We start from the raw sequence: 17850 nt of genomic DNA, 5'->3' as shown, positions 1-17850 counted from the left end.
GCTCACGACGTGCTGATCAGCGGCTCGGCGACGTCGGTGAGCTGGATCCCGTCCGAGGCGGTCACCGGCATGACGAAGGCGTCCTTCACGACGGGCGTCACGCACTACGACGAGCCGCCGTCGGACCGCGCGGGCACTCTTGCGCAGCTGGACGCCGCGGGCGCCGAAGATCGCTTCCGCTTCGCGAACCGCCTCTCCGCGTGGGCCGAGGTGTCCGGCGGGAGGATCGTCGACGCCGGGTTCTCCGACGACAGCCGCGGCGTCATGGGCGGCACGACGCTGCGGTTCGGCCCGCTGTCCACCCGCCTCGCCGCGATCGCGCTGCCGCACCAGCGCGAGCAGCTGATCGGGTCGGACACCCGGGTGACGTTCCGGCAGACCTACGGTGGACGCCCGGCGATGCCGTTCCCGCGGCGCGTCTCCTACCCACCGTACGTGCAGGTCAGCGGCCCGCTCGTGTGGACGACGCTGGAGCTGGACCTGCATGCCGACGGCCGCGTCGTGCACCGGCTGGCCGGCGCGAGCCGGTTCCCGCGGCACTGGGTCTACGACGCGTCCGGTGTGCTGGACCAGAAGTCCGGCGTCGCCGACTTCGCCGAGTGGGCGAGGACCAGCTTCGGCGAGCACAGCCCGTGGGGCGGGCAGGACTCCCCCGCGTTCGTGTCCGCCGTGGAGACGGCGCTGGAGCGCGAGGTCGCCGACGTGATCATGCGCGGCGGCGCCCGGCCGGCGATCCGCACGTTGACCCGCGGCGAGACGCTGACCCGTCAGGGCGATCCGGCCGCCGAGCTCTACCTCGTGCTCGACGGCGTGCTCTCGGCAGCCGTCGACGACCAGGAGCTCGGCCTGCTCGGGCCCGGCTCGGTGCTCGGCGAGCGCGGGCTGATCGAGGGTAGGCGCACCGCGACCCTGACGGCGGAGACGGCCGTGCGCGTCGCCGTCGCGCCGTCCGAGGCGGTCGAGTTCGACGCGCTGCACGCGATCAGCGAGGGCCACCGGCGCGAGGACGGGCTGGCGGCGTGGGACACCGGCGAGGTCCGTGGCTGAAGAGCAGGACGCGCGCGTACGCGTCGAGCGCCGCGTCGTCACCCTGCTGTTCGCCGACCTGGTCGGTTTCACGTCGCTGTCCGAGCGGCTCGACCCCGAGGACGTCGCGTCCATCCAGGACCGCTACTTCGCGCTGGCCCACGACGCGCTGACCGACCGGCACGGGCGCGTGGAGAAGTACATCGGCGACGCCGTGTTCGGGGCGTTCGGCGTGCCGCAGGCCGGCGGACAGGACGCGGCGGACGCGGTCGCGGCCGGACTCGCCGTCGTGGACGCGGTGGCGGCGCTCGGCACCGAGCTGGGGCTCGCCACCGGCGTGCTGCAGGTCCGGGTCGGGCTGACGACCGGCGCCGTCGTCGTCACGCACGGGCCGGGAGCGGACTGGCGGCTGACCGGCGACCCGGTGAACACGGCGGCCCGACTGCAGTCCGCCGCCGACCCGGGGTCGGTGCTGGTGGACGCACCGACGGCGCTCGCGGTGGAGGGGGCGTTCGACATCGCGCCCGCCGGGGCGCTGGAGCTCAAGGGCAAGGCCGATCCGGTGCCGGCGTGGTTCGTGCGCCCCCGCACCGGCGACGACCGCCCGGCCGGTCCCGGACGGCGGGTCGCGCTCGTCGGGCGCACCCGCGAGCTGGCGCTGCTCGGGACCGCACTCGACGAGCCCGGTCCGCGACGACGGCTGGTGGTCGCGCCACCGGGCGTCGGCAAGACCCGGCTCGTCCAGGAGTTCGCGGAGCGGGCAGGCGCGGCCGGCAGGCCGGTGCGCTACACCCGCGTCCCGGCCACGCCGGGCAGCGGCTACGAGCCGATCGCCGGGCTGATGCGCGCCGGCGGGATCGTGGCCGGACCGGAGACGGCACGTCACCTGGCCCGCGGTGCCGAACCGGGGCCGCGGGAGGAGCGCGCGGCCGGGTTCCTGCGCGCGTTGCTGGACGGGCGACCGCTGGACGCGACGCCGGAGGACCTCTACGCGTCCTGGACGATCGTGCTGGAGGCGAACGCGGCCGAGGCGGACGCGGTCTGGATCATCGACGACGCCCACCTCGTCGGCCCGGACCTGGTCGGTTTCCTCACGCACGTCACGAACCGGCCCCGCAGCCCGCTGGTGGTGTGCGCCGGGCGGCCGGCGGCCACCGAGCTGATCGGCTGGAGCGGGGACGCGCTGCTGCACCTCGACCCGGTGGGCCGGGCGGGCACGCTGGCGCTGCTCGACGCGCTGACCGGGCCGGGCGTGCTACCGGACGGCGTGCGGGACGCGGTGGCCACGGCGTCCGGTGGGAACCCGCTGTTCGTGGAGGAGCTCGTCCGCTCCTGGGTGCAGTCCGGGACGCTCACGGCGGCTCCGGACGGGTGGGTGTTCGCCGGCACCGACGCCGTCACGGCGCTCCCGCTGTCCGTGCACGCCATCTACCTCGGCCAGCTCGACGGCCTGCCGCCGGAGCAGCGCCTGCTCGTCACCACCGGCTCGGTGCCCGGCCGCACGTTCCCCGCGCGGGCGGTCCCGGACCTCGGCATCCGCGAGCCCGGCGAGTCGCTGACCCGGCTGGCCGGGGCGGGCGTGCTGGTCGGCCCGCACGACGACCCGGTCGACTCGGACTCCTACACCTACCGCCACGGCGTGCTGCGCGACGTCGCGTACGCGTCGCTGGCGCGGGCCGAACGCGCGTCGCTGCACCTGCGGTTCGCGCGGTGGGCGCAGGACCGCGAGCCGTTCGCGGGCGTCGTCGACCTGATCGCGACGCACCTCGACGAGGCGTGCCGGGCCGCGCCGTCGCTGCGTGACCGGGCCGCGCGGGACGCACTGGCCGCGGAGGCCGCCGACTGGCTGGAGCGGGCGGCGGCGCTGCACCTGTCGTCGTCGCCGCAGCGGGCGGTGCAGCTGCTCGGCCGAGCCGTCGCGCTCACCCCGGACGACGACCCGGAACTCTCCCGGCGGCTGCTCGGCCTGGCGGAGGGACTGCGACGGGCCGGCGCGATGGACGACGCCGCCCGTACGTTCGCCCGCGCCGTGGACGCGGCCCCTGACGACGCGTCGGTGCTGGTGGACGCCGCGCTCGGGCACGAGCAGGCGATGCTGGCCGGGCGGCTCGTGCGCGACGGCGACGGGGCCGGTGAGCGCGGCATCGGGCTCCTGGAACGGGCCGCGGAACGGGCGCCGCGGCCGTGGCGCTCCCGGGTGCTCGCGGCACTCGGCCAGGCCCGCTACTACGCCGGGGACGCCGACGGCGCCGCGCGCACGTGCGCGGAGGCGCTCGAGGTCGCGCGCGCCGACGACGACGCGGGCGCGCTGGCCGTCGCGCTGCTGGCCTGGCGCACCACCCGGTCCGGACCGGACGGCCTGGCCGACCGGCTGGAGGCCTCGACCGGTGCCGCCGCCGAGGCGCGCCGCGACGGCGACCCGGAGACCGAGCTGGACGCGTCACGGCTGCGGATGGTCGACCTGCTGGAGCACGGCGACGGCGACGCCGCGGCCGCCGAGCAGGCGACGGCCACCGCGCTCGTGCACGCGCTGGGCAGGCCGATGTTCTCCTGGTACCCGTCGATGTGGACGGCGATGCGGGCGTTGCTCGCCGCCGACCGGGACGCCGGGACGGCGCTCGAGGAGTTCCGCGAGCAGGGCGACCGCTGGGGGTACGCGGACGCGGGCCAGGTGCACGCGATGCAGCTGCTCCTGTTCGCCGCCGACCACGGCGTGACGGCGACGACGCTGCCCCGGATCGAGGCGGCCGTCGCGGACGCGACCGCCCGCGGCGGGCCGCCGGTGCGCGGACGCTGGTCGGCGGCGCTGGCGTACGCGTGGGCCCTCGCCGGGCGGACGGCCGACGCGCGCGCGGAGCTGGACCTGCGCGCCGCCGACCGGTTCGCCGCCGTCCCGGACGACCTGGCCCGGCTGCACCAGCTCTGCCTCGGCGCGGACGCCGCCCACCGGACCGGCCACGCGGCCGCGGCGACAGCGCTGCTGCCGCTGCTGGCACCGTGGGCGGGGCACGTCGTCGTGCTCGGGTCCGGCGCGGCGTGCGTCGGCGCGGCGGACCACTTCCTCGGCCTGGCCGCCGCGACCGCGGGCCGCACGGACGCCGCGGTCGGGCACCTGCGCCGCGGGATCGCCGCCAACGAGCGGCTCGGGGCGCACGGGTGGGCGGTGCGCGGACGGGTCGCGCTGGCGTCCGCACTGCGCGGCGACCCGGAACGCGCCGGCGAACTGACCCGCGCCGCGACCGGAGCGGCCGACCGGCTGGGCCTGCCGGCGTTGATCTCCTGAGAGGCTTACCGGGCGGCCGTCGACTCCGGCCCTTCGGCACAGCGAGAGGAGCGACATGCTCGACACCGCGACGGCCCGGACGGCGCTGGCCCGCGAGTGGACCGACACGCTGGACCGTCTCGACGCGCTCGACCCGGCGGGCTGGGACCGCCCGACGCGGTGCGCGGGCTGGACGGTCGCCGACCTCGTCCGCCACACCGTGTGGGGCGTGTCGATGGAGGCCGACGCCGTGTCCGGCGCCCGCGCCCGTCGGGACACCCCTGCCGACGGGACGACGGTGACGCCGTCGGCCGGGGTGTCCGTGCTGACCACCGCACTGCGTGCCGCGGCGGCCGACCTGGTCACCGGGATCGGCGCGCTGACGCCGGAGGACGAGGACGCCCAGGCCCCGATGCCGTACGGCCCGGTGCCGCTGCCGATGGCGTTGACCGTGTTCGTGATGGAGGCCGGCGTGCACGGCTCCGACCTCGCGCACGCGCTCGGCGAGCCGGACGTGCTGGCGCCGGACGTCGTCGCCGCGACCGCGACGAGCCTCGCCGCGTTCGTGCCGCTGCTCGCGTCGAACGGGTCCGGAGCGCCCGACGGCGCCGTGCTCGCCGCCGCCGGTCCGTCGGTGGACCTGCGGATCGCGGCGTCCGGCGGGAGCTGGGCCGCCGATCCGGAGGCGACGCCGACGGCGACCGTGCGCGGCTCGGACTCCGACGTGCTGCTCTACGTGCTGGGCCGGATCCCGGTGGACGCGCCCGGCCTGACCGTCGAGGGTGACACCGAGCTCGCCGCGCGGTTCAAGCAGTACGTGCCGGGCCCCTGAGTCAGCCGAGACCGGGGAGGTAGCCGGACGCCGCGTACCCGGCGACCCCGACGGCGAGCGCGCACACCACGAACGTGGCCAGCGCGAACGGCCAGGACGCCCGCCGGTCCACGATCCGGACGATCGTGACCGCGAGCCCGGCGAACCCGGCCGCGATCGCCACCACCACCGGCCCGCCGACGGACACCAGCGCACCCGTCGCGCTCGCCGGCGGATGGGCGGCCAGCAGCACGGCCACCGTCACACCGACCGCGACGACCGCCCCGGCGAGCACGAGCGCGACGACCGAGCACACGACGTCCCGGACGAGCAGTCGCGCTCGCGGCAGGGTCGTCGGACCGGCGGTCAGCACACGACGACGCTACTCGGTACGGACGGATCGGGACAGACCGGACATCTCACACGGCAGGGTGGCCGCGCTCACCGGTCGACAGGGGGCCGGACGGCCAGGACCGACCCGGACACGTGCGCGGCCACGTCGCTGCACAGGAACGTCACGAGACCGACCAGGTCCTCCGGCTGCCCGACCCGGCCGCCCGGATAGCGGGACGCGACGCGCTCGAGGTGCTCGTCGGTGACGACCTCGCGCATGCCCGGCGTCACGGTCAGCCCCGGCACGAGCGCCGTCGTGCGGACGCCATGGCCGGCGAGTTCGGTGTGGACGATCGCCGCCAGCGAGTTGATCGCGGCCTTCGCACCCGCGTACGCCGAACCGCCGGCGTTGGCCTGCAACGACGCCGCCGACGACAGGTAGACGATCCGGCCGCCGCCGGAGCGGATCATCAGCGGCGCGAACCGCTTCGTGCACACCACGGCGCTGACCAGGTTGGACCGCAGGATCTCACCCAGCTCCGCGACGTCGGTGTCCAGCACCGGCATGCCGGTACGCATCCGCCCGGCGTTGTTGACCAGACCGTCGAGCCCGCCCCACGTCCGGTCCACGAGATCGACGGCGGCGGCGACGGCCGTCTCGTCGGCCGCGTCGGCCTCCAGCGCGAGGGCCTCGCCGGGGAGAGCCTCGATCTCGTCGACGACGGCCTGTGCCCGCTTCCCGTCGCGGGCGAGCACGCCGACCCGCGCACCCTCGGCGGCCAGCCCGAGCGCCAGCGCGCGCCCGATGCCCTGCGCCGCGCCGGTGACTACGACGACCTTGCCGGACAGGTTCACGTCCATTGCCCATCTCCAACGTTGCGGTTGTAGTTTGACCGACGGTACTCCAACCACAACGTTGGAGTCGAGTAGGCTGGCGACATGGCCTGGGACACCGAGGGCACCCGGCGGCGGCTGCAGGAGGCGGCCACCGAGGAGTTCGCCGAGCGCGGCCCGGCCGGGACGACGATGGCGCGCATCGCCGAGCGCGCCGGGATCAACAAGGAGCGCCTGTACAAGTACTTCGGCGACAAGCAGGCGCTGTTCGAGACCGTGCTCGCCGACGAGCTGGCCCGGCTGTCCGCGTCCGTCCCACCGCCGGACGGCGGGCTCGCCGACATCGGCGAGTTCGCCGGGCGCACGTTCGACTACCATGCCGCGAACCCGCACCTGGCCCGCCTGCTGCTCTGGGAGGGCCTGGACGGGACGACCGTCGACGAGCAGAACCGCACCGCGCACTACCGGGACAAGGCGGCGGCGTACGCGGCCGCCCAGGCCGACGGCACGTTCGACGACGACCTCGACCCCGCCCGGCTGGCGTTCCTGGTGATCGGGCTGGCCGCGTGGTGGATCTGCGCGCCGCAGCTGGCCCGGATGCTGACCGGCGCCGACGGCGACGACCCGGACGAGCACACCGCGCGCCGCGCGTTCGTGGTGCGGGCGGCGGAACGGCTGGCGCTACCGGCCCGACCCGTTCAGTCCTGACAGGACGGACACCAGAACAGGTTGCGCGCCTGGTGCGTGCGGTGCCGGATCGGCGTGCCGCACACCAGGCACGGCTGTCCCGTCCGGCGGTAGGCGTAGACGACGCTCGCGCACACCGCGCCGCTGTCCGGCGGTTCGAGGAGTGCCGGGTCGTGCTCCGGGCGCAGCGTCTCGATCCTCCCGCGCCGCTCCCCCTCGACGAGCATCTCGGACAGGTCGGCCCACAGCGCGTCGAACCGCTCGCGGTCGAGGTCCCGCCCGGTCGTCATCGGGTCGAGCCCGGTCCGGAACAGCGTCTCGGCGCGGAACACGTTCCCGACGCCGGCGATCACCGACTGGTCCATCAGCAGGCTGGCCAGCGGCGCGCGGGACCGACCGATCCGCGCCCAGACCCGCTCCGGGTCGGCGTCGCGGCGCAGCGGGTCCTCACCGAGCCTCGCGTGCAACGCCGTCGCCTCGACGTCGGTGAGCAGCTCGCAGGCCGACGGCCCGCGCAGGTCGGCGTAGTACTCGTCGCCGACCATGCGCATCCGCACCTGCCCGCGCGGCTCCTGCTCGGGCCGGCGCCGGTTCCCGAAGCGGCCCCACAGTCCGAGGTGGACGTGCACGACGAGGTCCGGTCCGTAGATCTGGAACAGGTGCTTGCCGTGCGCCTCGACGTCGGACAGCACCCGCCCGTCGACGACCTCGGCACCGGCCGTGAACCGCCCCTGCGGGCTGGACACCGCCACCGGACGCCCCGCGTACCGCCTGCGTTGCAGACGCGCCAGGCGGTGCACGGTGTGGCCTTCGGGCATGACCTCCACGCTGCCTGCTGCCGACCCTTCCCGCGCGCCGAGGGCGGGCTCCGCCGCGGCACCCCGCGCGGCAGCCGCCGCCCGGGTCGCCGCAGCACCCGACAGGGGAGCGCGGCGCGGCCGCCGGTGGCCCGAGTTGCCGGGCGTCCGTCGGGGGGTTTGGGTCGACCGGTGAGTGACTACTCCACGCTCTCCCATCTCGAGTGCTCCCGCGACGGTTCGACGCACGACGCCGACCGGGTCCAGGGCGTCTCCCCCGCCGGCGCACCGCTGCTCGCCCGCTACGACCTCGACCGGGTCGCGGTGACGCCGAAGGAGATCGCCGGCCGCCCGCCGGACCTGTGGCGCTACCACGAGATGCTGCCGGTCCGGGACCCCGCGCACGTCGTCACGCTCGGCGAGGGCATGACGCCGCTGCTCGACCTCCCCCGGGCCGGCGCCCGGCTCGGCGTGCCCGGCCTGCGGATGAAGGACGAGGGCCTGGTCCCGACGGGCGCGTTCAAGGCCCGCGGCGCCGCCGTCGGCGTGTCCCGCGCGGCGGAGCTGGGCGTGCGCGGCGTCGCCATGCCGACGAACGGCAACGCGGGCGCGGCGTGGGCGTCCTACGCCGCGCGAGCCGGGCTGGGCGCGCTGATCGCGATGCCGGTGGACGCGCCGGAGATCACCCGCCGCGAGTGCGTCGTCGCCGGTGCCGAGCTGTACCTGGTGGACGGTCTGATCGGGGACGCCGGGAAGATCGTCGCGGAGGCGGTGCCGCGGCGGCAGGGCTGGCAGGAGACCTCGACGCTCAAGGAGCCCTACCGCATCGAGGGCAAGAAGACGATGGGCTACGAGATCGTCGAGCAGCTCGGCTGGCGAGCACCGGACGTGATCCTCTACCCCACCGGGGGCGGCGTCGGCATCATCGCGATCCACAAGGCCCTGAAGGAGATGCGCGAGCTCGGGTGGCTGTCCGGCGACCTTCCGCGGCTGGTCGCCGTCCAGGCTTCCGGATGCGCGCCCATCGTGGACGCCTTCGAGGCCGGTTCGTCCGAGTCCGTGGCGCCACCCGACCCGCACACCGTCGCGTTCGGGATCACCGTGCCGAAGGCGCTCGGCGACTTCCTCGTGCTGGACGCGGTACGCGACACCGGAGGCACCGCCGTCGCCGTCACCGACGAGGAGCTGCTCGCCGCCGAGCACGCGCTGGCCCGCGACGAGGGCACCTGGATCTGCCCGGAGGGCGGGGCGTGCATGGCCGCCGTCGGGAAGCTGCGCGAGTCCGGGTGGCTGGACGGGTCGGAGGACGTCGTCGTGCTGAACACCGGCAGCGGGCTGATCTATCCGGACACGGTCGCCGTCGACGTGCCGACGCTGGCCAAGGACGGCCGGATCGCATGACCGCGGGCACCGGGCAGCGCGGCATCATCGGGCTCGTCGAGCGGGTCGGCAACCGGGTCCCGCATCCGTTCTTCCTCTTCGGAGTACCTGCTGCTGGTCCTGGCCGTCGGCAGCGCCGTGCTCGCCGCCGTCGGTGCGACCGCACAGCTACCCGGTGCGCCCCCGGCCGAACCGGTGCACAGGGCGCTGGACGCGAACCTGGCCGCCGTGTCGGAGAAGGTGCGCCGCCGGGGACGCCGCCCGGCGTCGAGACGTCGGTGCTGATGAACTACGTCACGGTGCTGTGGGTGCTGATCCTGGCGTTGTTCTACGTCACGGACACACCCCTGGGCCCCGGCACGACCATCCGCATCTGAGGTACCCCGGCCGACATGAACGTGACGGCTGTCGAGCCGCGATCTGGCGACCGTCATGTTCACGTCGACGGTCCGAAGGGGTGCAGCGGCGCCTCACGGATCGCGGCGGCGTCACGTCGTCCGGGACAGCCGTCGTTCGTGCCGTGCAGGTAGCGTGAGCTGCACCGCCATGGTGCGGGCGACCTCGTCCGCCAGGACGCCTCGTCGAGGGACACCTGCCCCGCGGTACCCGGTGCGACGACCATCCGGCACCCTGGTCGCATGCGTCTCCGTTCGGCACCGGAACCGCCGCCCACCCCGCTGTCGCGATACTGGAACGGCCGGGTCAAGGAGTGCTCGTCGAGCGTGGCGCGGTTCCACCGGATCACCGAGGCGCTGCCTGCCGGTCAGGTGCAGACGTGGCTGGGCGAGATCGGCTCGCGCCTGGACGCCGAGCTGGAGGCCGTGCGACGGCTCGCCACGGTCGGTGACTCGATCGAGCCGTCCCGCTTCCGCCTGCGCCTCGGTCCGGCCAGGCGGATCGCCGAGCGCCTTGCCACCGCGCAGCAGGCGTTCACCGACGCCGTCACCCAGGCCGCCGAGATCGCCGAGCAGGTCGCTCTGGACCCGACGCACAACGACGTCCGCGTCCACCTCGAGGTGCTCGGCCGCCAGGCCACGCAACTCGCCGTCGCCGCCCCGGACGCCCAGGAGCCGGAGGTCCCCCGCCGCCGCTGGCGCCGCAACGCGTCGTAACCGAGCAGCTCTCGCGCCTCCGGCCGCCGGCGCACCGCCCCCGGTTCGCACGCTGATCCGGAATCTCCGGGCGGATCCGGAGTTCGCACGCGTCCGAGCGCTCGCGTTCCCCGGATCGGCGCGCGTTCTGCGGATCAGCGCGCATTGCGGGGCAGGAGCGGGCCGAGGGGGCCGAGCTCCAGGTTCAGGTCCTCGGCGGTCAGGCCGAAGCGCTCGGTCAGCTCGTCCATCGCCTCCTCGAGGTGCATCAGAGCCGTGCCGAGGTCCTCGATCTGGTCGTCGGAGAGGTCGCCCTGGTCGACGCGGCGGATGACCTGGCGCTCCATGAGCTGGCGCAACAGCTCGATGATCGTCAGCACCAGCTTCATCAGGTCCCGCTCGACGGCGTCCTTGTCGATCTCGACCTTGCGGGCGACCCCGTCCTCGCCGCTCACCGGACACCGTCCCGGGCCGTGCGGGCCTCGAGCGCGGGCGGGTTCGTCCACTCGACCGGCGGTGGATCGATCGAGGTGTCGGCCGGCGCGATCGACGTGACGAGCGCCCGGAGCGAGATCCGGATCAGGTCGACGCCGGCCAGCGAGATCGTCACGTCCCCCGCGAGCACGACGCCGGACGACAGCACCCGGTCGAGCAGGTCGACGAGTGCCACCTCACGATCACCGAGCAGCCCGCCGGTGATGTCAGGGGACGCGCTCACCGCGAGCCCTCGTCGACGAACGAGTACGGGACCCACGGCCCGGTGACCTCGACGGACAGCCCGCTGCGCTCGCCCGCCTCCTCGACCGCGGCACGCCACCGGTCGACGTGTCCGGTGTGGACGAGGTAGGCGCCGTTGAGCACCATCGGCTCGGACCGGCCGGACAGCGCCGGCTCGTGCAGGCGGTGACGACGGGCGGCGTCGGCTCCCCCGGCGGCCGTCCCGTGCAGCTTCTCAGCGGCGTCGAACGCCACGTCCGTCTCGCGCTCGGACTCGCGCAGGACGGCCCGGCGCCGGCGCAGGTACTCCGCCCCGGACGACGCCCGTCCGCCCTCGCTGCGCTGCGGCGCCGATCCGGCCCAGGCCTTCACTCCCCACTCGGCACGGCCGCGGAGCCGGTCCAGCACGGCCGCGAACGCACCCGCACGCTCCCGCAGGATCTGCTCGACCCGCGCGTCGTCGCGGTACACCGTGGCCAGCGCGAACGGCGCGACGACCGCCTGCGCACCGACGACGTCCACGACCCTGTGGTGCGCCCGCGCCGTCTCGGAGATCCACGCGAGGTCCTGCAGCCGCTCCTCGATCTGCTCGGCCGTGAACTCGTCGGCCGGAACGGACCCGACGACCGCGGCGATCCCGCCGTCCTCGACCAGGCGCACGGGGTGGTCACCGATCCCCCTCAGGTCGGCGACCACCCCGCGCGGGATCCGGACCCCGACGGCGTACACGTAGCTGAGCTCGTCCCCCACGCGTCACCTCTCCCGCGTCGTGGATCGCTTGCTTCCCGGTTTGCGACGGACCGGCGCCTCCCGGTCCGCGCCGTCACTCGCCCGCGCCCGGCCGCGACCGCCCCGGCTCCGACCGGATCCGCCTCCCGTGTCCTCGGCGGCGTCGCCCTCGTCGGAGTCGGCCTTCGCACGGGCGGCCCGGCCGGAGCGGCCGTTGCCCCCCGTCGGTCGCTCGTCGTCGGCCGGGCCGTCGTGCCGGTCCGGTTCCGCGTCGTCCGGTTCCGCGTCGTCCGGATCCGCGTCGTCCGGATCGCTCTCGTCGAGATCGTCGACACGGTCGTCCTCGACGTCGGTGTCCTCGACGTCGGTGTCCTCGACGTCGCCGAGGTCCTCGTCCTCGTACGGCTCGTCGACGACGTCGTCGGGCTCGTCGTCCGCGGGCGCCAGCTCGCGGCTACCGGCGTCGCGGTGGCCGTTCCGTTCCAGCGCCTCGATGCGCGCGCGCAGCTCCTTGTTCTCGTCCTCCAGCTCGCGGCGGCCCGCGGAGAGCGTCGGGTCGCGCTCCCACCAGTCGATGCCCATCTCCTTGGCGCGCTCGACGGACGCGACCACCAACCGGATCTTGATCGTCAGCAGCTCGATGTCCAGGAGGTTCACCTGGATGTCGCCGGCGATCACGATCCCCTTGTCCAGCACCCGTTCCAGGATGTCGGCGAGGTTTGCGCCGTCGGCCCGGCCGTTCGACTGCTGGGCGCGCTGCTGCTGCGGGGGTGCGGGCCCGGCCCACCGGGCTGTCTCGCTCATCGGATCCTCACTCGTCGTCGCCCCGGCCGCGCGGGTAGCGGCGCACCCGGCGGTAGGACATCAGTTCGGCGTCGGCGTCCAGTTCGGCGTCGTAGATCGCGAGCACGTCGGCGGAGTCGGGAATCCGCTCGGTCTCGACGACCTCCACACCGACCAACCACCCGTCGTCGGTGCGGGTGACGGAGGTGACGCCCTCCGGGCTCTTGCCGGTCATCTCCACGACCTGTTCGACGGCGGCGCGTGCCACCGCCCGCGCTCCCAGCTTCTTCGGGGGACGCCCGTTCCTCTCCGGCCCGGACTCGTCGTCGGCGGGTTCGTCGGCCTGCGCGTCGTCGACGGCGTCGTGGCCGTCGTCCTCGTCGACGGGCTCGGGCTCGGGCTCGTCGTCGGGCTCGTCGCCAGCTTCGTCGTCGGGCTCGTCGGCCTGTGTGTCGTCGTCGACGGCGTCGTAGTCGTCGTCCTCGTCGACGGGCTCGGGCTCCTCGGCCGGTTCGTCGGCGGCTTCGTCGCCGGGTTCGTCGGCGGCTTCGTCGGCGGCTTCGTCGCCGGGTTCGTCGCCGGGTTCGTCGCCGGGTTCGTCGGCGGCTTCGTCGCCGGGTTCGTCGGCGGCTTCGTCGCCGGGTTCGTCGGCCTGCGCGTCCTCGTCGACGGGCTCGTCCACGTCCGCTCCGATGTCGTCGGCGTCGTCCTCGTCGACCAGCCCGTCGTCGCCGTCGGAGTCCTCGGGGGCATCGAGTTCGTCGACGTCACCCGGCGCCGTGTCCTCGACGACCTCCTCTTCCTCGACCGGCCGATCGTCGCCGGCGGGTGCGTCGTCCCGCTCGGGACGGCGGTTCTCGGACCGCCGCCGAGCCGGTCCGCCGGAACGGGCCTCCCCGGGTCGGCGGCGCAGCGGTCGGTCCTCGTCACCGCCGTCCGGCTGTCGGCGACGGGTCGGCCGCTCCCGCGGGTCCTCCTTCGCCGAGCGCCGACGGGCCGGCCGCTCCCGCGCGTCCTTCTCCGAGGACGGCCGACGCCCGGGTCGCCGCCCGGAGTCCCCGTCCGGGGACCCCCGGCGCCCGCGCGACTCCGGCTCCTCGCCCTCCGACGACCTCCGGCGAGCAGGCCGATCTCCGGCGTCACCCCCCGACGAACGCCGGCGAGCAGGCCGGTCTCCGGCGTCACCGTCCGACGAACGCCGGCGAGCAGACCGGTCTCCGGCGTCACCCTCCGACGACCTCCGGCGAGCAGGCCGATCTTCGGCGTCACCCTCCGACGACCTCCGGCGAGCAGACCGGTCTCCGGCGTCACCCTCCGACGACCTCCGGCGAGCAGACCGGTCTCCGACGTCACCCTCCGACGACCTCCGGCTACCCGGACGCTCGTCGGTGGACCGTCGACGGGTCGGCTGCTCCTCGGCCTCACCGTCCGAGGACCGACGCCGGGAGGGCCGCCCTCCGGCCGAGCCGTCCGACGACCGGCCACCGCCCGGACGCTCCTCGGTGGACCGTCGACGGCTCGAACGCTCCTCCGCCCCCTCCTCGTCGGACGAGCGGCGGCGTCGAGGAGCACCGTCGCGAGGCGCGGACGTCCGGGACCCGTCGTCACGACGGGGACGGTCGGTGTCGTCCTGACCGCCCGCCTCGGACGATCGCCGACGCGGTCGTCCACCGGGGCGACGCCGGGGGCGGTCACTCATCGTCCACCGGACGGGATCGGCCCATCAACCGCTCGAGCAGCTCCTCCTGCTGCTCGTCGCGGTCGGACTCGGAGATCTCGCCGCGCTCGTGGGCCCGGTCCAGCTCGTCGATCTTCGCCCGGAGGACGCCCGGATCGTTCATCTGCGCGTCCGCGCGGTCGTGCAGCTGCTCGGCGATCCACACCACGCCGCGGACCGGCGCGAGCGGGAGCGTCAGCAACCCCGTGAACAGACCCACGTCACGACTCCTCGGCCGGCTGCGGCAGGAAGTCGTAGGGCGCCACCGGGCCGATCAGCCGGAGCGAGACGCGGGAGTCCCAGTCGTCGCCCAGCGAGTCGACCGCCTGCTCGAAGTCCGAGCGCTTGTCCCGGCGGACGAGCGCGGCCAGGTGCACCGCCCCGTCCTCGCCGTCGACGTCCTTCGCGACGATCGCCTCGGTGAACGGGCCCAGCCACTGCTCGGCCGTCGTCGCGTCCACTGCACGGGCCCCGTCGACCTCGCGCGAGATCGCCTCGCCGAGCCGGATGCGCTCGTAGTACGTCGCGTCCGGGTCCTTGCCGCGGACCTGTTCGGACAGTCGCGCGATCTCCGAGTTCTGCTCCAGGATCTGTCCGAACAGGACGTCCTGGTCGTAGCGGCCGTGCAGCACGAACTCCACGACCCCGTCGAGCTCGTCGAGCGCGCGCGAGAACCAGTCGTGGTGCTCGGCGAGCAGCTCGTCGATCACCGCACGGTCGTCGGACACCACGCCGCCGAACCGCATCGGCAGCACGGTCGTCTCGGCCGCGATCGTGTTGACCACCCGCTCGTGGGCCATCAGGTCGGCCCGTTTGCCGAGTGGCTTGTCCGTCGGCACGTCGCTGACCACGGCGGCCAGGTCACCGTGCTCGATGATCGCGATGCCGTCGGCCGATCCGCCGACCGGCTCCAGGTCGGCCGGCAGGTCCGCGTCGGCGGCGACGACGGCGTACACGTACGTTCCCGTCCCCTCGCTCACGAGCGCTCCTTCTTCCGGTCGCCGCGGAACTCGTCGTACTTCTCCTTGCCGGCCTCGAGGGCGCCCTTCGTCGCACCCTTCGCACCGCGACGACCGGTACCCTCGGCCATGCCGCCCATCACCTCGCCGAGGTCCTTGCCGCCCTTCTGGTGGAGGTCGAGACGGTTCGTCGCCTCGGCGAAGCGCAGGTAGGTGTCCACACTGGCCACCACGATCCGCGCGTCGATCGTCACCAGCTCGATGCCGACGAGCGACACCTTGACGAATATGTCGATGACCAGTCCCTTGTCCAGGATCAGGTCGATGACCTGGGCGAGGTCGCCCATCTGCGCGCGGTCGACACGGCTACTGCCGCCCTGTCGCTGACTGACGGTCACGTGATCACATCCCCTCGTCGCTGCACGCGGACGTGCAGGTCACCCACGCGCACCCGCGCGGGCCCGGCGTCGCGTCCCGGTCCGGCGGCCCTCGTCGGGCTCCGGCTCGTCCTCGTCGACGACCTCGCCGTCGATCACGTCCTCGTCGGACGCGTCCGGGTCGTCGTCGACCGGCTCGTCCTCGTCGGTAATCTCGTCGTCGTAGTCCTCGCCGGACTCGTCGGCGTCCTCGTCGGAGTCCTCCACGTCGTAGGAGTCCTCCTCGTCGTACGGCTCCCCGTCGAGGTCCTCGTCCTCATCGGACTCGTCGTCGTACGAGTCCTCGTCGTACTGCCCGTCGTCGAGGTCGTCGTACTCCTCGTCGTCGTACGAGTCCTCGGAGTCCTCGGAGCCGTAGTCGTGGTAGACGTCGCGGGCGGTCTCCTCCTGCTCGATGGCCTCCTCGTGGGTCACGACGACCTCGCTGTCGCGGATCTCGCCGCGCCAGCCCTCGAGCTCCTGGCGCTCCATCAGCGTGTGCACCATGACCTGACGGCGGTAGTGCTTGAACTCGAGCCGCGCACGGCGCCCGACGGCACGCCAGAGGTTCGCCGTCTTCTCGAACAGCCCGACCGGGTAGTACTCGAGGACGAGCAGTACCCGGGTCAGGCTCGGCGCCAGCTCGTGGAACGACACGATCCCGTTGACGTAGCCCTTCTGGCCTGTGGAGCGCCAGATGATGTGCGTGTCCGGGATCTGCTCGATGATCGTCGCCTGCCAGTTGCGCTTCGACCACCAGACCTGGGCGTACCAGTTGGTCTTCTCGTCGGACTCCTGCTCGACGGTGTGGACCTTCTTCATGAAGCTCGGGAAGTCCGCGAACAGCGTCCACTGGTCGTAGGCCACGCGGATCGGCACACCGACGTCGAGCTCCTCGACGATGTTCATGAACTTGAACTTGCCGGAGCCGCCGCCACCGCCGCTGTTGCCCGCGCCGCCGCCGCTGCCGCCGCCGAACAGGCCCTTCACCTTGTCCGTGACGGAGGACAGCCCGCCCTTGATCGCGCCAGTCACCGGGTTCTCGCCCTTCGCCGCGGCCGCGCCCCCTCCGAGTGCGGCCTTGAGTCCGACGCCGCCGTTGTCGGCGACGTCGGTCAGTCGTCCGGCGAGGCCCTCGACCTGGTCGAGCGCCGCACCGACGGCCTTGTCCGCCGCCGTCTTCAGCAGCGTCTGCCCCGCCTCGCGGAGCTTGTCCGTGGGCAGCTGCGAGAGCAGCGACCCGGATCCGCCGTCGTGCTCCGTCGTGTCCTGGTCCGTGTCAGGCATCGGCCCGGTCCTCCCCGCTGCGCGCGGAGCCGCCGCGACCGGATCCGGACGTCGAACCGTTCGACGACCGTCCGGAGCCCGAGGCCTTCACCGAGCCCGTGCTGCGGCGCACCGACGACGTCGACGTCGTGCCGTTGCGCGACCCACCGGACGCCGTACGGCGCTTGGTCGACGACGACCGGCCCGACGACGAGCTTCCCTCCGATGTGGACCGCCGGCGCGTCGTGGACGACGAGGACGACGACGAGGACCCCTCCGAACCGGACCGGCGGGTGCCGGTGCGGCGGCCGGACGACGACGACCCCGAACCCGACGAGCCCGACGAGCCGGAGGACTTCCGGGAGCCCGACGAGTCCGAATCGGACTGTTCTCCGACGCGAGCCGACGCGGAGCCTGCGCCGCCCCTGGTGCGTGCGGCCGCGGTCCGCCCGGCCCCGGCGGCAGCCCGACCCGCCTTCCCGGTCGTGCGCCCCGCGGACCTCGCGGCGTCGCCAGCGGTCTCGACGGCCTCTCCAGCCGCGTCCCCGGTCTTCCCGACCGCGTCACCGGTCTTCCCGGCCGCGTTCCCGGCCTGTTCGACGGCGGCGCCCGCGGTGTCGCCCGCCTTCTCGACGCCGGCACCGGCCGCGTCGCCCGCCGCGCCCGCGACCTGCTCCACCGGCTTGCCGAGGTTCTCGACGCGGTGCACCAGCGAGTCGGTCAGCGACTCGAGCCGGTTGCTCGCGGCGGCGACGGCGGCCTGCTTGCCCGCGTCCAGCAGCCGGCCGCGCACCGCGTCGGACAGCTTGCTGAGCTCGGGGGACGCCGCCACCACCTTGGAGCCCTGCGACAGCAGGCCGGACGGCGACAGGTTCAGCTTCCGGCCGGCCAGCGCGCCACCCAGCATGATCGCCAGCTTCGCTTTCTTGGTCCGGCCCAGGACGTAGCCGCCGACGACGGCCATCCCGATCTTGGAGGCGTTGCTCATGTTCGGATCACCTTCTCGTGATGTCGGGACGGCCCACAGACACGGATTCCCAGG

18 protein-coding genes and 1 pseudogene are annotated in these 17850 nt (G+C 74.2%); 6 read left to right on the top strand and 13 right to left on the bottom strand.

All coding sequences use genetic code 11. The features are described 5' to 3' along the window. Positions 1-9: 9 nt before the first annotated feature. From EV378_RS27740 to EV378_RS27730, 3 genes are read left to right on the top strand one after another with little or no spacing between them, the layout of a single operon-like run. Positions 10-1047 carry a cyclic nucleotide-binding domain-containing protein gene (locus tag EV378_RS27740; RefSeq protein WP_132430335.1) on the top strand — a complete coding sequence of 346 codons (1038 nt, stop codon included), beginning with the start codon at positions 10-12 and terminating at the stop codon, positions 1045-1047. After that, complete coding sequence (locus tag EV378_RS27735) at positions 1040-4309, top strand: ATP-binding protein (protein ID WP_132430334.1); 3270 nt, start codon at positions 1040-1042, stop codon at positions 4307-4309. The genes EV378_RS27740 and EV378_RS27735 overlap by 8 nt, the downstream gene beginning before the upstream one ends. A 55-nt stretch (positions 4310-4364) precedes the next feature. Continuing rightward, positions 4365-5120 (top strand): maleylpyruvate isomerase family mycothiol-dependent enzyme, encoded by a 756-nt coding sequence (locus EV378_RS27730; RefSeq protein WP_132430333.1) that lies wholly within the window; start codon positions 4365-4367, stop codon positions 5118-5120. Position 5121: 1 nt separating this feature from the next. Here the strand turns inward: EV378_RS27730 and EV378_RS27725 are convergent, their stop codons facing one another. Together EV378_RS27725 and EV378_RS27720 are read right to left on the bottom strand one after the other, a co-directional pair. Next, positions 5122-5472, bottom strand: a complete 351-nt coding sequence (locus EV378_RS27725; RefSeq protein ID WP_132430332.1) for a hypothetical protein — start codon at positions 5470-5472, stop codon at positions 5122-5124. A 68-nt stretch (positions 5473-5540) separates the two neighbouring features. Next, entirely contained in the window at positions 5541-6293 is a 753-nt protein-coding gene (locus EV378_RS27720; protein WP_132430331.1) for an SDR family NAD(P)-dependent oxidoreductase, read from the bottom strand. Between the two features lie 78 nt (positions 6294-6371). Between EV378_RS27720 and EV378_RS27715 the strand changes: the two genes are divergently transcribed. Beyond that, positions 6372-6974 (top strand): TetR/AcrR family transcriptional regulator, encoded by a 603-nt coding sequence (locus EV378_RS27715; protein WP_132430330.1) that lies wholly within the window; start codon positions 6372-6374, stop codon positions 6972-6974. Here the strand turns inward: EV378_RS27715 and EV378_RS27710 are convergent. Then, positions 6965-7771, bottom strand: a complete 807-nt coding sequence (locus EV378_RS27710; RefSeq protein ID WP_132430329.1) for an Fpg/Nei family DNA glycosylase — start codon at positions 7769-7771, stop codon at positions 6965-6967. The two genes, EV378_RS27715 and EV378_RS27710, sit on opposite strands and share 10 nt — an antisense overlap. Positions 7772-7942: 171 nt before the next feature. On the opposite strand from EV378_RS27710, the gene EV378_RS27705 reads away from it, so the two are divergent. Both EV378_RS27705 and EV378_RS27700 read left to right on the top strand, forming a co-directional pair. Further along, a complete protein-coding gene (locus EV378_RS27705) occupies positions 7943-9151 on the top strand; it encodes a threonine synthase (RefSeq protein WP_132430328.1) in 1209 nt (402 codons plus the stop codon). Positions 9152-9768: 617 nt separating this feature from the next. Beyond that, positions 9769-10242: a hypothetical protein gene (locus tag EV378_RS27700; RefSeq protein ID WP_132430327.1), complete on the top strand. Its 474-nt coding sequence runs from the start codon at positions 9769-9771 to the stop codon at positions 10240-10242. A 134-nt stretch (positions 10243-10376) separates the two neighbouring features. On the opposite strand, the gene EV378_RS27695 is transcribed toward EV378_RS27700, so the two are convergent. The 10 genes and pseudogenes from EV378_RS27695 to EV378_RS27645 all read right to left on the bottom strand — a co-directional run bounded on the left by EV378_RS27695 (position 10377) and on the right by EV378_RS27645 (position 17796). Beyond that, positions 10377-10676, bottom strand: coding sequence for a gas vesicle protein K (locus EV378_RS27695; protein ID WP_279389666.1), 300 nt, complete (start codon positions 10674-10676; stop codon positions 10377-10379). Continuing rightward, positions 10673-10939, bottom strand: coding sequence for a gas vesicle protein (locus EV378_RS27690; protein WP_132430325.1), 267 nt, complete (start codon positions 10937-10939; stop codon positions 10673-10675). Before EV378_RS27690 ends, EV378_RS27695 begins: the two co-directional genes overlap by 4 nt. Then, the gene (locus EV378_RS27685; RefSeq protein ID WP_132430324.1) at positions 10936-11688 is read right to left on the bottom strand and encodes a GvpL/GvpF family gas vesicle protein; all 753 of its coding nucleotides are present in this window, start codon (positions 11686-11688) and stop codon (positions 10936-10938) included. Before EV378_RS27685 ends, EV378_RS27690 begins: the two co-directional genes overlap by 4 nt. A gap of 369 nt (positions 11689-12057) precedes the next feature. Then, positions 12058-12471, bottom strand: a pseudogene (locus EV378_RS27675) (gas vesicle protein); the annotation flags it as partial. A 7-nt stretch (positions 12472-12478) separates the two neighbouring features. Beyond that, a complete protein-coding gene (gvpO, locus tag EV378_RS36530) occupies positions 12479-13132 on the bottom strand; it encodes a gas vesicle protein GvpO (protein WP_243653793.1) in 654 nt (217 codons plus the stop codon). 1009 nt (positions 13133-14141) lie between these two features. Further along, positions 14142-14387, bottom strand: a complete 246-nt coding sequence (locus EV378_RS27665; protein WP_132430323.1) for a gas vesicle protein GvpG — start codon at positions 14385-14387, stop codon at positions 14142-14144. A 1-nt stretch (position 14388) separates the two neighbouring features. Then, positions 14389-15147, bottom strand: coding sequence for a GvpL/GvpF family gas vesicle protein (locus tag EV378_RS27660; RefSeq protein ID WP_132430322.1), 759 nt, complete (start codon positions 15145-15147; stop codon positions 14389-14391). Further along, a complete protein-coding gene (gene gvpJ / locus EV378_RS27655) occupies positions 15144-15524 on the bottom strand; it encodes a gas vesicle protein GvpJ (RefSeq protein WP_243653792.1) in 381 nt (126 codons plus the stop codon). Before gvpJ ends, EV378_RS27660 begins: the two co-directional genes overlap by 4 nt. A gap of 39 nt (positions 15525-15563) precedes the next feature. Continuing rightward, entirely contained in the window at positions 15564-16829 is a 1266-nt protein-coding gene (locus EV378_RS27650; protein ID WP_132430321.1) for an SRPBCC family protein, read from the bottom strand. Continuing rightward, complete coding sequence (locus EV378_RS27645) at positions 16822-17796, bottom strand: hypothetical protein (RefSeq protein ID WP_132430320.1); 975 nt, start codon at positions 17794-17796, stop codon at positions 16822-16824. The genes EV378_RS27650 and EV378_RS27645 overlap by 8 nt, the downstream gene beginning before the upstream one ends. Between the last annotated feature and the right edge of the window lie 54 nt (positions 17797-17850).

Origin of the sequence: Pseudonocardia endophytica, assembly GCF_004339565.1 — a bacterium.
GTDB classification, from domain to species: domain Bacteria; phylum Actinomycetota; class Actinomycetes; order Mycobacteriales; family Pseudonocardiaceae; genus Pseudonocardia; species Pseudonocardia endophytica.
Note: the sequence above shows the minus strand (reverse complement) of the source record. Positions and strands in the feature narration are given on the sequence as shown.